This window comes from Klebsiella sp. F11 (assembly GCF_056712265.1).
Map to the genome: position 1 here is coordinate 2954439 of NZ_CM160060.1, position 13549 is coordinate 2967987.

At 61.5% G+C, this 13549-nt stretch carries 10 protein-coding genes and 2 pseudogenes; 6 read left to right on the forward strand and 6 right to left on the reverse strand.

All coding sequences use genetic code 11. The features are described 5' to 3' along the window. The 3 genes and pseudogenes from AC1M2H_RS14700 (at nucleotide 1) to AC1M2H_RS14710 (ending at nucleotide 2691) form a co-directional block, all read left to right on the forward strand. Nucleotides 1-1092 (forward strand): alkylhydroperoxidase domain protein, encoded by a 1092-nt coding sequence (locus AC1M2H_RS14700; protein ID WP_480147884.1) that lies wholly within the window; start codon nucleotides 1-3, stop codon nucleotides 1090-1092. A gap of 200 nt (nucleotides 1093-1292) precedes the next feature. Further along, complete coding sequence (gene ppk2 / locus AC1M2H_RS14705) at nucleotides 1293-2111, forward strand: polyphosphate kinase 2 (RefSeq protein ID WP_480147885.1); 819 nt, start codon at nucleotides 1293-1295, stop codon at nucleotides 2109-2111. A gap of 147 nt (nucleotides 2112-2258) precedes the next feature. Next, nucleotides 2259-2691 (forward strand): annotated as a pseudogene (locus tag AC1M2H_RS14710) (VOC family protein). A gap of 45 nt (nucleotides 2692-2736) precedes the next feature. On the opposite strand, the gene fdnI reads toward AC1M2H_RS14710, so the two are convergent. From fdnI to fdnG, 3 genes are read right to left on the reverse strand one after another with little or no spacing between them, the layout of a single operon-like run. After that, entirely contained in the window at nucleotides 2737-3393 is a 657-nt protein-coding gene (gene fdnI, locus AC1M2H_RS14715) for a formate dehydrogenase-N subunit gamma (RefSeq protein ID WP_480151944.1), read from the reverse strand. Further along, nucleotides 3386-4270: a formate dehydrogenase subunit beta gene (fdxH, locus tag AC1M2H_RS14720; RefSeq protein ID WP_480147886.1), complete on the reverse strand. Its 885-nt coding sequence runs from the start codon at nucleotides 4268-4270 to the stop codon at nucleotides 3386-3388. Before fdxH ends, fdnI begins: the two co-directional genes overlap by 8 nt. Nucleotides 4271-4281: 11 nt before the next feature. Next, nucleotides 4282-7329, reverse strand: a complete 3048-nt coding sequence (gene fdnG, locus AC1M2H_RS14725; RefSeq protein WP_480147887.1) for a formate dehydrogenase-N subunit alpha — start codon at nucleotides 7327-7329, stop codon at nucleotides 4282-4284. Nucleotides 7330-7553: 224 nt separating this feature from the next. On the opposite strand from fdnG, the gene yddG reads away from it, so the two are divergent. After that, nucleotides 7554-8432 (forward strand): aromatic amino acid DMT transporter YddG, encoded by an 879-nt coding sequence (gene yddG, locus AC1M2H_RS14730; protein ID WP_480147888.1) that lies wholly within the window; start codon nucleotides 7554-7556, stop codon nucleotides 8430-8432. Between the two features lie 101 nt (nucleotides 8433-8533). On the opposite strand, the gene AC1M2H_RS14735 is transcribed toward yddG, so the two are convergent. Then, entirely contained in the window at nucleotides 8534-10033 is a 1500-nt protein-coding gene (locus AC1M2H_RS14735; RefSeq protein WP_480147889.1) for a SmvA family efflux MFS transporter, read from the reverse strand. 120 nt (nucleotides 10034-10153) lie between these two features. On the opposite strand from AC1M2H_RS14735, the gene AC1M2H_RS14740 reads away from it, so the two are divergent. Together AC1M2H_RS14740 and AC1M2H_RS14745 are read left to right on the forward strand one after the other, a co-directional pair. After that, nucleotides 10154-10741, forward strand: a complete 588-nt coding sequence (locus tag AC1M2H_RS14740; protein ID WP_480147890.1) for a TetR family transcriptional regulator — start codon at nucleotides 10154-10156, stop codon at nucleotides 10739-10741. A 45-nt stretch (nucleotides 10742-10786) separates the two neighbouring features. Further along, nucleotides 10787-10973: pseudogene (locus tag AC1M2H_RS14745) on the forward strand (4Fe-4S dicluster domain-containing protein); the annotation flags it as partial. A 32-nt stretch (nucleotides 10974-11005) separates the two neighbouring features. Here AC1M2H_RS14745 and nhoA read toward each other — a convergent pair. Continuing rightward, entirely contained in the window at nucleotides 11006-11851 is an 846-nt protein-coding gene (gene nhoA / locus AC1M2H_RS14750) for an N-hydroxyarylamine O-acetyltransferase (protein ID WP_480147891.1), read from the reverse strand. A 79-nt stretch (nucleotides 11852-11930) separates the two neighbouring features. Beyond that, a complete protein-coding gene (locus AC1M2H_RS14755) occupies nucleotides 11931-13541 on the reverse strand; it encodes an ABC transporter permease (RefSeq protein WP_480151945.1) in 1611 nt (536 codons plus the stop codon). Between the last annotated feature and the right edge of the window lie 8 nt (nucleotides 13542-13549).

Sequence of the window (13549 nt, forward strand, 5' to 3'; positions counted from 1 at the left end):
ATGACACTGAGTCAGGATATTTTGGCTGAGCTGGCCGAGATTGCCCCGAATTCCGCCCTGGCCGAGGCCCGCGCGGTACGCGAGGCGGCCACCAGCCATGCCCAGGGCAGCTATGAAACGCTGTTCGGCCAGCAGGAGGAGGATTTCCCCCTGAGCGAGCGCTTTGCGGTCGCCGCGAAGGTGGCCAAGCTGCACCATGCCGACTCCCTCGCCGCCCACTATGCCGGGTTTGGCCTTGCCGACCCGACCTCGCCGCGGCTGATCCCGGCGCTGGGGTTTGCCCGCCTGCTGACCTTTACCCCGATCGAGGCGACGCCAGCGGCGCTGCAGGCGTTAACTCACGCCGGCTGGAGCCTGCGGGCGGTGGTCACCCTCGCCCAGCTAATCGCCTTTGTGAGCTTCCAGAGCCGGCTGGTCGCCGGGCTGCGGCTGCTGAACGGTAAGCCAGCGGCCAGCGCCGAGACGCCGGTGGTGGCCGGCTTCTGGCATACCGCGCCGCAGACGGTCAGCGGTAAGCGCGCGCCGGTGCGCTTCACCCGCGACGAGCTGAGCTGGGAGCCGTGGATCGCCGCCAGGCCGCTGGACGAATTCAGCGCGGACGAACAGGATATTCTGGCGAAATATGGCCACAGCGACTCGCCCTACTTTCGCCTGCTGGCCCGCAATCAGCCGCTGCTGGAGCAGCGCACGCTAACCGATAAAGGTATTTTCTATACGCCGGGCGGGCTGCCGCGCGCCGAAAGGGAGCTGGCGGCGACGGTGGCCAGCAAAGTTAACGGCTGTATTTATTGCGCGTCGGTGCACGCCCGCAAGGCGGCCCAGCTGGCAAAAGAGGAGACGGCGGTGGAAACCCTGCTGGCGGTAACGCCGGGCGATAATCTCAGCGACGGCCAGTCGGCGCGCTGGCAGGCGGAGATTGATTTTGCCGCCGCGGTCTCGGTCACTCCGTCGGCGCTCGGCGCCGCTCACCTCGCCGCCGTTGAGCGCCAGGGGCTCGATATCCTCGCCCAGCTCGACCTGCTGCAATCCGCGGCATTTTTCGCCTGGGCCAATCGCCTGATGCTAACCCTCGGTGAGCCGTTCACGGATTAAACCTTCGGCCCCGCGCGCCGGGCCGGAAGCGGCGCGCGGCGGCCAGCGCAACCGAACTCCAGCCAAAGCCCAACGGCCGCATCATTCGCTAAATAACCGGACGGCGCGGAGAATGAATATTTTCCGCCGCCCGCTGGCGCGGTTATTACACTTCATAGTAGCGCGCTTAACCCGGCGCTGTTGACGACGGAGAAGAGCCCATGGGCAACAAGAAAAAGAGCAAAGCCAGCGATCGCGCCGGTAAAATCGAGCCGCTCGGCGAAAAAGAGTATCAAAAGGCGCTGCGCAAGCTGCACGTTGAGCTGGTCAAGCTGCAGCTGTGGGTCGTCAGACAGGGGCTGAAGGTCTGCATCGTGTTTGAGGGGCGCGACGGAGCCGGGAAAGGCGGCACCATCAAAGCCATCACTGAGCGGGTCAGCCCGCGCGTGTTTCGGGTGGTCGCCCTGCCGGCGCCCACCGAGCGCGAGAAGAGCCAGCTCTACTATCAGCGCTATATTCCCTTTTTACCCGCCGCCGGAGAGATAGTGATCTTCGACCGCAGCTGGTACAACCGCGCCGGCGTCGAGCGGGTGATGGGCTTTTGTACCCCCGAACAGACCGACAAATTCCTCGAAGGCGCGCCGATGGTCGAACGGGCCATGGTGGAATCGGGGATCATCTTGCTGAAATACTGGCTGGAGGTCACGCCGGAAGAGCAGGAGCGCCGCCTGCGCGACCGCATCAACGACGGGCGCAAAATCTGGAAGCTGTCGCCAATGGACATCAAGTCGTTTAACCGCTGGGACGACTATACCGCCGCCCGGGACGCGATGTTCGCCGCCACCGATACCGCCTGGGCGCCGTGGTTTGTCGCCCGTTCGGAGGAGAAGAAGCGCGTTCGCCTGAATATCATTACCCACCTGCTGGCGCAAATCCCCTACAAGAACCCGCATATCGAGCCGGTCAAATTGCCTAAACGCAAAACGAGCAAGGCCAAATCCACCGAATACCCCTTCCGCTTTATTAAGGAACACTTCTAGCGTCCTCCGCCGGCTCCCGCATCGGCGGGAGCCTCTTCGCCCTACCCGTTTTGGCGATCGCCAATGGCACAATTCGCGCTTTACCTCAGGTTAACCTGAGGTATTACCGTTGTCGGCAGAACAAAACGACCTTACAGGAGCAGCATGATGCAGGAAGTAGACAGCGGTTTTACCCACGTCGCCTTTATGGTGCGCGATCTGCAAAAAAGTATCGATTTTTATAGCCGCTACGCCGCGATGCAGGTGATCCACCGGCGTTCGCCCGATCTGCCCTCCGCCCGCCACGTAGCGTGGCTGAGCGACCGCACCCGCCCGTTCGCGCTGGTGCTGGTGCAGACGGATAGCCACACCGATACCCCGCTTGGGCCGTTCGGCCATCTCGGGGTAGCGTGCGCGACGCGGCAGGAGATCGATGAAAAAACCGCGATGGCGCGTCGGGAGGGGGTGCTGCGCAGCGCAGCCTGAACAGCTCGGCGAGCCGGTGGGCTACTACGTGTTCTTTGCCGACCCGGACGGCAATACCCTCGAGCTCTCTTACGGCCAGCGGGTGGAGCTGGAGGTTCTGCGCGGCGAAGGCTAAAAATGGCGCGACATCGGTCGCGCCATGCAGAATTCCGCGGCAGGCCTATTTCATCCCCTGCGAACTCTCTTTCTTCGCTTCCAGACGTTCGACATCGCGGTACCAGCGCGGATGGTGCTTTTTCGCCCAGCGGCGGCTCACCTTGCCTTCAACCATGCCCTTAATCGACCCTTTCACCCAGAACGCCATATACATATGGATCAGGATGGCGTGGATCAGCACAATCGCCGACGCCGCGTGGATCAGCAGGCCGTAGCGAATGACCTGTATCGGGAAATAGTGCGCAAACCAGGGGCGCCAGATAATCACCCCGCTCACCAGCAGCACAAAAATCATGCTCATAATGGTCCAGAACATCATCTTCTGCCCGGCGTTATATTTCCCGACCCGCGCCACCTTATGCTCGTTGCCTTTCAGCACCTCAACGATCCCCTTCAGCCACGGAATATCCTGCCGGTCGGGGATGTTGTGGTGCACAAAACGGACGAACATAAACATCAGGGCGATAAAAATCACCACCCCGAAGAAGGGATGCAGAATGCGCCCCATCTGCGGCGTACCGAAGGTTTCCGTCAGCCACTGCAGGGTCGGGAAGAAGAACGCGATCCCGGATAGCGAAACCAGAAAGAAGCAGATAACCACCGTCCAGTGACAGGCGCGGTCGATAAACTTCGTGCGCACAATCATCTTCGATTTACTCATCATGTTGCTCCTCATCGTCATCCACTTCCTTGTTCGGCCCGATCCCGATGTAGTGATAAATCAGCCCGGCAAAGGTGGCGACAAAGCCTAGCGCCGAGAGCGGCTTCAGCGCCCCTTTCCACAGATTGATGCTGGTATCAATTGTCGGGTCGTTTGGCAGCTTGTGGTACAGCTCCGGCCGGTCGGCGTGATGCAGCACGTACATCACGTGCGTGCCGCCCACGCCGGGCGGGTTGTACACTCCGGCGTGCGGATAGCCGCGCGCCTTCAGCTTGTTGACCCGCTCCTGCGCCACCTCCAGCATCTCTTTCTTGCTGCCGAAGTGAATCGCCCCGGTCGGGCAGGTTTTCACGCACGCCGGCTCCTGACCAACGCTGACGCGGTCAACGCACAGCGTGCATTTATAGACCCGGTTATCCTCTTGATTGAGGCGCGGGACGTTAAACGGACAGCCGGCGATGCAGTAGCCGCAGCCGATGCAGTTCTCCTGCTGGAAGTCGACGATGCCGTTCGCGTACTGAATAATCGCCCCGGCGGAGGGGCAGGCCTTCAGGCAGCCCGGATCTTCGCAGTGCATACAGCCGTCTTTACGGATCAGCCACTCCAGCCTGCCGTTCTGTTCGGTTTCGCTAAAGCGCATCACCGTCCAGGATTTGGCGCTGAGATCCGCCGGGTTATCGTAAACCCCGACGCAGTGCCCCACCTCATCGCGGATATCGTTCCACTCGGAGCAGGCCACCTGGCAGGCCTTGCAGCCCACGCAGGATGAAACATCGATAAGCTTGGCGACTTCCGCCTTAAAGTCCCGCGCGCGGGGCGCGGGAGTCATAGGGTTAGTCGCGGAGCGTTTAATAACGTCCTGTGTTTCCATCGCCATTGAATCGCCCCTTACGCTTTCTCGATGTTGACCAGAAACGCCTTATACTCCGGCGTTTGCGAGTTGGAATCGCCGACGTTCGGCGTCAGGGTATTGGCGATGTAGCCCTTACGGGCCACCCCTTCAAAACCCCAGTGCAGCGGAATTCCGACGGTTTCCACCTGCTGGCCGTTGACGTTGAGCGTCCGCAGGCGACGAGTTACCACCGCCACGGCGCGAATAAAGCCGCGCATGCTGCTGACCGTGACGCGATCGCCGTTGGCAATCCCCTTGGCCTTCGCCAGCCCCTCGCTGATTTCGACGAACTGTTCCGGTTGCGCGATGGAATTAAGCCGCGCGTGCTTGGTCCAGGTGTGGAAGTGCTCGGTCAGGCGATAGGTGGTGCCGACGTACGGGAACCTCTCTTTCTTACCTAAACGCACGGCGTCCTCTGCGTACAGACGCACCACCGGACTGGAGATAACGTTCGGGTGCAGCGGGTTGGTGCCCAGCGGCGTCTCCATCGGCTCGTAGTGCTCGGGGAACGGACCTTCCGCCAGCTTATCCAGCGCAAACAGCCGGCCGAGGCCCTCCTGCTGCATGATAAACGGCCCGGTCCTGCTGCCCGGCGGCGCGCTGTTGAAGTCCGGAATATCGTTCCCGCCCCACTTCACGCCGTCCCACTGGATCAGCATCCGCTTCGCGTCCCACGGCCGGCCGTTGCTATCCGCCGACGCGCGGTTATAGAGCACCCGGCGGTTCAGCGGCCACGCCCAGGCCCAGCCCAGCGTGTTGCCGAGGCCCGATGGGTCGGCGTTGTCGCGGTTGGCCATCTGGTTACCCTGTTCGGTCCAGCTGCCGGTATAAATCCAGCACGAGGATGAGGTCGAGCCGTCGTCGCGCAGCAGCGCGAAGCTATTGAGCAGCTGGCCTTTCTTCGCCACCAGCGCGCCGCCGGCGTCGTAGAGATCCGCCAGCGCGTAGCCGTTGTTCTCTTTCGCCACCTCTTCCGATTCCGGGTGGTCCGGCCGTTTGTAGTTCCAGCCCATCCGCAGCAGCGGCTCGGCGCCCTTACCACCCTCGGCGCGGTACATTTCGCGCAGGCGGTGGTAGATACCGGCGAGGATTTCTCCGTCGTTGCGCGCTTCGCCCGGCGCGTCCTGGCCCTTCCAGTGCCACTGCAGCCAGCGTCCGGAGTTGGCAATGGAGCCGTCCTCTTCGGCAAAGCAGGTGGACGGCAGGCGGAAGACTTCGGTCTGGATCGCCGCCGGGTCGACGTCGTTGGACTCGCCGTGGTTCTGCCAGAAGACGGAGGTTTCGGTCACCAGCGGATCGATGACCACCATGAACTTCAGCCTGCTGAGGCTGCGCACTACCTTGTTTTTGTCCGGGAAGGAGGCCACCGGGTTAAAGCCCTGGCAGATATAACCGTTGACTTTGCCGCTATCCATCATGTTGAAGTACTTGATGACGTCGTAGGCCTGATCCCATTTCGGCAGCCAGTTAAAGCCCCAGTCGTTCTCTTTTTGCGCCGCGTCGCCGTAGAAGGATTTCATCAGGCTGACGAAGAACTTAGGATAGTTGCTCCAGTAGTTCACCTGCTCGTCCAGCGTCGCTTCTGGCGTGTTGGCCTGCAGGTAGCTTTGCAGATCCGTCTGCTTTTCCGATGGCAGCGTCAGATAGCCGGTCAGGCTGGTCGACAGCAGCCCGAGGTCGGTCAGCCCCTGGATATTGGAGTGGCCGCGCAGGGCGTTAACCCCGCCGCCCGCCATCCCCATATTGCCGAGCAGCAGCTGGATCATCGCCATGGTGCGGATGTTCTGCGCCCCGACGGTGTGCTGCGTCCATCCCAGCGCGTAGAGGAAGGTGGTGGTTCTGTCGGCGGCGCTGGTGGAGGCCAGCACTTCGCACACCTTGAGGAAGTCCGCTTTTGGCGTCCCGCAGATGTTCTCCACCACGTCCGGCGTATAGCGGGAGACGTGCTGTTTCAGCAGGTTCCAGACGCAGCGCGGATGAGTCAGGGTTTCATCGCGTTTGGCAAAGCCGTTTTCATCAAACTGGTAGTTCCAGGAGGACCTATCGTACTGGCGCTTTTCCGCGTCATAGCCGCTGAACAGGCCGTCGTCGAAGGCAAAGTCATCGCGCACCAGCAGGTTCGCGTTGGTGTAGTGCCTGACGTATTCGGCGTTAATTTTGTTGTTTTCAATCAGGTACAGCAGCACCCCCGACAGGAAGGTGATGTCGGTGCCGGAGCGGATCGGCGCATAGATATCGGCCACCGATGCCGTGCGCGTAAAGCGCGGATCGACGACGATAAGCGTCGCATCGTTATTGTTCTTCGCTTCTAACGCCCAGCGGAATCCCACCGGATGGGCTTCAGCGGCGTTGCCGCCCATCACCATCACGACGTTAGCGTTTTTGATATCAACCCAGTGGTTGGTCATCGCACCGCGACCAAATGTTGGAGCAAGACTTGCTACCGTTGGTCCGTGTCAGACGCGCGCCTGGTTGTCTACCGCCAGCATGCCGAGAGAGCGCACGAACTTCTGCGTCAGCATGCCGGTTTCATTACTCGCCGCGGATGCGCACAGCATCCCGGTGGAAAGCCAGCGGTTAACCGTTACGCCCTGTTCGTTGTTCTCAATAAAGTTGGCGTCGCGGTCGGCTTTCATTAATTTGGCAATGCGCTCGAAGGCCTCATCCCACGAAATACGCTGCCAGCTGTCGGAGTCCGGAGCGCGATATTGCGGATAGCGCAGGCGATTTTCGCTGTGCACGTAGTCCAGCAGGCCGGCGCCTTTCGGGCACAGCGCGCCGCGGCTCACCGGATGATCCGGGTCGCCTTCGATATGGTAAATCGCTTCTTTCGCGTTCTTCGCGCCGTCGCCGAGGCTATACATTAATAGCCCGCAGCCCACGGAGCAGTATGTGCAGGTGTTGCGGATCTCTTTGGCGCGCAATAGCTTATAGTTACGCGCCTGAGCCAGCGCCGTTTTGGGTGCGAAACCCAGAGCAGCAGCTGTTGTTCCGGCCATACCGCCTGCGCAGATTTTGAAAAACTTTCTGCGGCTGACGTCCATTGATTTTCTCCATGCAGGAATTTTGTTCATTGCGGGGGCAAACTAACAGCAATGTCCCTGTTTTTATTGCGTCAAATCAATGTCGAAAACGCTCGCCCCCTTAATAGTCAGGTCTGGCGAGTTTAATTACCTCCAAGGTATTAAAGGCCAGCGAAAATATCGGCCCGGGGGAATAGAAAAGTGTTATAAATCGAAGCTGAATGTGGATTGGCATCAGGTTTAAAATGGAAAAGAAGAAGGCAACATTAACCGGGCTGGCGGCTATTGTGCTGTGGAGCACGATGGTCGGTTTGATTCGCGGGGTGAGCGAAGGGTTAGGCCCGGTGGGCGGTGCGGCGATGATCTACAGCCTGAGCGGTATTTTGCTGGTGTTTACCGTCGGTTTCCCGCAGCTGCGGCAGATCCCGCGCCCCTATTTACTGGCCGGTAGCCTGCTGTTCGTCAGCTATGAAATCTGCCTCGCGCTTTCGCTGGGCTTTGCCGGCACCCGCCAGCAGGCGATCGAAGTGGGTATGGTCAACTATCTGTGGCCCAGCCTGACGATTTTATTCGCCATTCTCTTTAATCAGCAGAAAAGCACCTGGCTGGTAATTCCCGGCTTATTTATTGCGCTGTTTGGCGTCGTCTGGGTATTAGGCGGCGAGCACGGCCTGAATAGCGATGAAATTATCAGCAACGTCGTCTCCAGCCCCCTGAGCTATATTCTGGCGTTCGTCGGCGCTTTTATCTGGGCGGCCTACTGCACGGTTACCGCCAAATATGCGAAGGGCAAAAACGGCATCACCCTGTTCGTATTATTAACCGCCCTGACCCTGTGGCTGAAGTTTCTGTTCAGCGCGCAGCCGCCGATGGTCTTTAGCTGGCCGGTGGTTATCAAGCTGGTGATGGTCGCGGTAGCGCTGGGGCTGGCCTACGCGGCGTGGAACCTGGGGATTCTCCACGGCAACGTCAGCCTGCTGGCGGCGGCATCGTACTTTACGCCGGTGCTCTCATCGGCGCTGGCGGCGGTACTGCTGAGCGCGTCCCTCTCGTGGTCGTTCTGGCAGGGAGCCGGCATGGTATGCGCCGGCTCCCTGCTCTGCTGGTATGCAACCCGCCGCTAGCCTTCCGTTCTGAGATTTGAGAGCAGCGCTCGCTGGCGGTGCTCAACGTTGACGTGCCTGCGGCCGCGACAGGCGCCGGGCCGCAGCGGCTCTCTCTTCGGCTATAGGGCGTCATTCACCGGCGGAGCCTTGGCGAGGCTGCGCCAGATCCCTATCGCCAGCAGCAGCAGCAGGACGCCGGCGGTCGCCAGCACGATACTGTGGGCGCTGATAAACGCCGTTTTGGCCGCCTCAACCAGCGCATGGGCCGGAATGGCGGGCAGCGACTGAGCCAGCTTTATCGCCTCGCTGATAGAGGATGCGGCCTGCTCCGCCGCGCCGCCGTCGACGCCGGTCGGCAGCACAATCGACGCGCTGTAGCTGCGGCTGAGGATCAGGCCAAATAGCGCAATGCCCAGCCCGGCGCCGAGCTCATAGGCCATCGTTTCGATCGCTCCCGCCGCCGCCGCCTTCTCTTTTGGCGCGGCGGCCATAATCGCCGCGCTGGAGGCCAGCAGCGCGCTGGCAACGCTGAAGCCCAGCAGGGTCATCAGCCCCCACGCCAGCCACGGCTGGCTGCTGAAGTCGGTCAGAGACAGCCCGAGGAAGCTGAACGCGCTTAGCAGCATCCCGCCGGTAGCCACCTGGCGCAGGCCAAGGCGCGAGACCATCATCCCGGCGATCGGCCCGCTAAACCCGCTTGCCACCATCAGCGGCAGCATAAACAGCCCGGCCTCAAACGGCGTTTTACCGTGCACAAACTGCAGCTCCTGCGCCATCAGCAGTTCGAAACCCACCAGCGTAATCAGCGCCGTCATCGCCATCATTACGCCGCTTAAAATAATGCGGTGCGTAAAGAGGCGCATATCGACCATCGGCCGCGGCGACGAGAGCTGCCGGCGCACGAAGGAGAACAGCATCCCCGCCCCGGCGAGGGCTACCGCGCCAGCGATCCACGGCGCAAGCTGCCCTTTCAGCGCCGTTTTGGCGCTAAAGACCAGCATCAGGATCGCCGTAATCAGCAGCAGCGCCTGCAGCATATTCAGCGGCTGCTCACGCCGCGCGGGCTGCCGAGGCACCATCCGCGCGCTGAAGGCCATCACCACCAGCACGATGGGGACGTTGAGCAGAAATACCGATCCCCAGTAGAAGTGCTCCAGCAGCATTCCGCCCACCAGCGGGCCGAAAGCCGCGCCGCCGGAGCCAATCGCCGCCCACAGTCCCAGGGCCATATTGCGGTGGCGGGCTTCGGCGAAGGTGTTACGAATGCCGGCCAGCGTCGCCGGAACGATCATCGCGGCGCCGATGGCCAGCAGCGCCCGGGAGGCAATCAGCGCCAGCGCGCTGGGGGAAAAGGCCGCCGCCAGCGACGCGACGCCGAAAATTGCGCTGCCGAGCAGCAGCAGGCGCTTAAAGCCAATTTTGTCGCCGAGCGCGCCCATCGGCAGCACCATGCCGGCCATCACTAATGAATAGATATCAATGATCCACAGCAGCTCGTTGCTGCTGGTACTCAAGGATACGCTAAGCGTTGGCGCCGCCACGTGCAGCACCGTGGCATCGATCGCCACTGGCAGATAAACCAGCAAAATCGCGATTAGCGTTAACCATTGCCGAGACATACTACATTTCCTCAATTAACTAAGTTGGACACGCGTCCAGGATTGCGATCCTGCCGGATTGTTGAACAACTGTCCAACTTTTTGTTACCATCAATGAAAACCACTGTGCGGCGGAAGAATATGAACTATTTAAGTCGGGAAGATCGGCGGGAAGTTATCCTGCAGGCGGCGATGCGCGTGGCCCTGCGCGGCGGCCTTGGCGCGATGACCGTCCGGCAGATAGCCAGCGAGGCCGGCATCGCCACCGGGCAACTGCACCACCACTTCAGCTCCATCGGCGAGCTTAAGGCCCACGCCTTCGTCCAGCTGATTCGGGATATGCTGGCCATCCAGCTGGTTGACGATGCGGCAAGCTGGAACGAGCGTCTGTTTTCGATGCTCGGCAGCGAAGATGGCCGACTGGAGCCGTACATTCGCCTGTGGCGCGAAGGGCAGCTGCTTTCCAGCAGCGATAGCGATATCAAAGCGGCGTACCTGCTCACTATGAACCTGTGGCACGAAGAGACGGTCAACATTATTCAGCGCGGCACCGCGGCCGGGGAGTTTCACCCCGGCGATAGCGCGGAGAATATTGCCTGGCGGCTTATCGCCCTCGTCTGCGGCCTGGACGGTATTTACGCGCTGGGAATGAAAGAGATCGATGACGCCGCATTTAGTCGATATATAAACCATTATATAACGCTGGAGCTGTTCGCCTCTTCCGAATAGCCCCCTGGTCCCTCACCGGCCTCTCTTCCGGGCTGACGCATGTAAATCAGCGGCTGCCCGAACAAAAAATCTACTTCAACTGGAAAAGCGGCAAGTCGGAAAATGCATCTTCTGCTAGCCGCGCATCGACGAAGCGGCCAGCACCGAGCATGAAACCGATTTCTACGAACGCCAGTACGACGTGTTTCTTGACCCGCCGCTACCAGGTGGTGCGCTCAAGGCGCTGATCCCCGCAGGAAACCCATCCGGGCGGCGGCGCTACCGCTATTTACCCGCTTCCGGATGGGTATCAAACGCCGCCATCACCGCCGCGAGGTCGGCCTCACTAAAGCCGTGCTTCGCATCATTCACGCCGAGGCCAAACCGCGTTTGCAGCGTTTCATACAGCGCGGCGACGTCGGGCAAATCAACCTTATCCACCAACCGGCCGTTATCCCAGTGGGTGAAATGAAAATTGGTTAAGGTCATCTTCCCGCCGTCAGCCAGGTGGCGGCACATCAGCAGATGGTGGCGGAAGTGCGACTGCGGCCAGTGGGCCGACCAGAAATTGCCCATCACGTAATCGGCGGCGAACTGACAGCCTAAATCGAAGTGGTACATCGACTGCCAGTGCTCATGGTGGCTGAACTGCAGCGTCCAGCGTTCGCCTTCGTGCAGCAGGCGGTAAGCGCCGTGCGGGGTCTGCTGCTCTACGTCCGCCAGCAGCTTAATGGGCGCCGTCAGCGTTTGCCCGCCGAAGCCGACGTCGGCGATCCAGCGCTCGCCTTCCACCTCCACCAGCAGCAGGCGGTGGGTGCGCGGCGGCATCTGCGGCGGGTTCGCCAGCACCACGCGGCCCAGCAGGCTGCGTACCGAAAAACCAATCTCGCTCAGCGCCCGCTCAAACAGGCCGTTCTGCTCGAAGCAGTAGCCGCCGCGGCGGGCGTTAATCAGCTTCTCTTCCAGCGACCGATCGTCAAGATGGATCTCCCTGGGTAGCAGAACGTCGAGATTCTCAAACGGGATCGCGCTGTTGTGGTGAATATGCAACGTCCGCAGGGTGTTAATCGACACATCAGGGGTTCCCGTCCAGCCCAGACGAGAAAAATAGGCGCGTAAAAATGGGCTCATCAATGTCTCCAGCAATCAGTGTGCGTCATTTATAGCGTATTTTTCCCATCCCACCGGTATTTTTGTGCGGTCGCGAGGCTCAGCGCGCGCTGCGCTGCATCAGCGCCAGGGCGCTCAGCATTAGCGTCAGGCCGGTTAACAGGGTCAGCGTCGCCATCGCCATGCCCTGTCCTGCCGAGCCCTGCTCAAACTGACGCCAGATAAATACCGCCACGGTCTGGGTGCCCGCCGGGGCCAGCAGCAGGGAGGTCACCAGCTCCCGCGAGGCCACCGCAAACACCATCAGCATCGCCGCCAGCAGCGCCGGAAATACCAGCGGCAGGACGATCAGGCGCAGCGCTCGCAGCGGCGAGGCGCCATGCACCCTGGCCGCCGGTTCCAGATTATTGCCGAGCTGGCGCAGCGCGCTGCCCACGTAGCGCACCGGCCACGGCAGCAGCAGGCAGCAGTAGGAGAGCAGCAGCATAAACCAGCTGTTATAGGGCGAAACCGGCCAGAACGGGCGATTCCACAGCAGAATCAGCCCCACCCCGACCACCACGCCGGGCAGCGCCGCCGGCATCAGCGACAGCGCATCGATAATCGCGCTGCCGCGTATTTTTTGGATCAGCACCAGCCACGCCGCCACCAGCCCCAGCAAGCCAACAACCAGCGCCGAGGTCAGCGCCAGAGAAAGGCTGGTCCCCAGCGCCGAAAGCGCATCGCCCTGCTGGTTAAACAGCGCAATAAAGTGGTTAAAGGTAAAATTATCCGCGCTGATCCCGCCCGACAGCGTACCCATCAGGCTGGTCATCACCGTCGATGCCACCGGCAGCGCCACCGCCAGCCCGGCGACCGCCGCCATCAGCAGCAGCGCCGGGACGGTAAACCAGCCCGCCGTCGCCCCGCTGTTCTCTCCCGGCTTGCCGGTCACGCTGGTCACTTCTTTATCCCCCACCAGCCGGCGCTGCAGCCACCAGGCCAGCAGCGCGACGACGATCAGCAGCAGCGAGAGCAGCGAGGCGCCGTTGAGATCGATGGGCCAGTCGGCGAGCTTCTTCTCGATCCCGACGGTCAGCATCACTACGCCGGCGCGGGAGCCCAGTGCCGCGGGAACGCCGTACTCCTCGATCGCCAGGGTAAACGCCAGCAGCATGCCCGCCGCCAGCGCCGGAGAGAGCATCGGCAAGGTGATATGCCAGAAGGCACGCCAGGCGCTGGCGCCGTGTACCCGCGCCACGATAGCCAGCCGCTGCCCGCTCGCCAGCAGGCTGCGGGAGACGGCAAAATAGACCACCGGGAAAATATTCAGCGCCATCACCAGCACGATCCCGCTGCGGCTGAACAACAGGTCGTTGAGATCCCAGCCGGTGAGCTGCTGCAGATAGCCGTTGCGCTGCAGCACCAGCATCCACGACAGCGCGGCGATATAGGGCGGCGTGAGAAACGGAATTAAGAACAGCAGATCCCAAAGGCGCGGCAGCGGCAGATTGAACAGCCCGCGCAGCACCCCGAGCGGCAGCCCGATGGCAACGCTGACCAGCGCTACGCCGCAGGCGATCCACAGAGTGCCGCCGAGCATCGCCGGCAGCTGCGGATCGGCAGCCAGCGCCGCGACGCCGCTAAAGGCGCCGGCCAGCGAACCGGCGCTGAAGTGGGGAAATATCGCCTGTAAGACGATAAAAAACAGCGGCAGCGCCACCAGCACCATCAGCGCCG

Excerpts from the sequence above, each read along its gene's own strand:
- ppk2 (WP_480147885.1), top strand. The coding sequence starts at position 1,293 with ATGGGCAACAAGAAAAAGAGCAAAGCCAGCGATCGCGCCGGTAAAATC.
- nhoA (WP_480147891.1), bottom strand. The coding sequence starts at position 11,851 with ATGAGCCCATTTTTACGCGCCTATTTTTCTCGTCTGGGCTGGACGGGA.
- AC1M2H_RS14700 (WP_480147884.1), top strand. The coding sequence starts at position 1 with ATGACACTGAGTCAGGATATTTTGGCTGAGCTGGCCGAGATTGCCCCG.
- AC1M2H_RS14755 (WP_480151945.1), bottom strand. The coding sequence starts at position 13,541 with ATGGTGCTGGTGGCGCTGCCGCTGTTTTTTATCGTCTTACAGGCGATA.
- AC1M2H_RS14735 (WP_480147889.1), bottom strand. The coding sequence starts at position 10,033 with ATGTCTCGGCAATGGTTAACGCTAATCGCGATTTTGCTGGTTTATCTG.
- fdxH (WP_480147886.1), bottom strand. The coding sequence starts at position 4,270 with ATGGCGATGGAAACACAGGACGTTATTAAACGCTCCGCGACTAACCCT.
- fdnI (WP_480151944.1), bottom strand. The coding sequence starts at position 3,393 with ATGAGTAAATCGAAGATGATTGTGCGCACGAAGTTTATCGACCGCGCC.
- AC1M2H_RS14740 (WP_480147890.1), top strand. The coding sequence starts at position 10,154 with ATGAACTATTTAAGTCGGGAAGATCGGCGGGAAGTTATCCTGCAGGCG.
- yddG (WP_480147888.1), top strand. The coding sequence starts at position 7,554 with ATGGAAAAGAAGAAGGCAACATTAACCGGGCTGGCGGCTATTGTGCTG.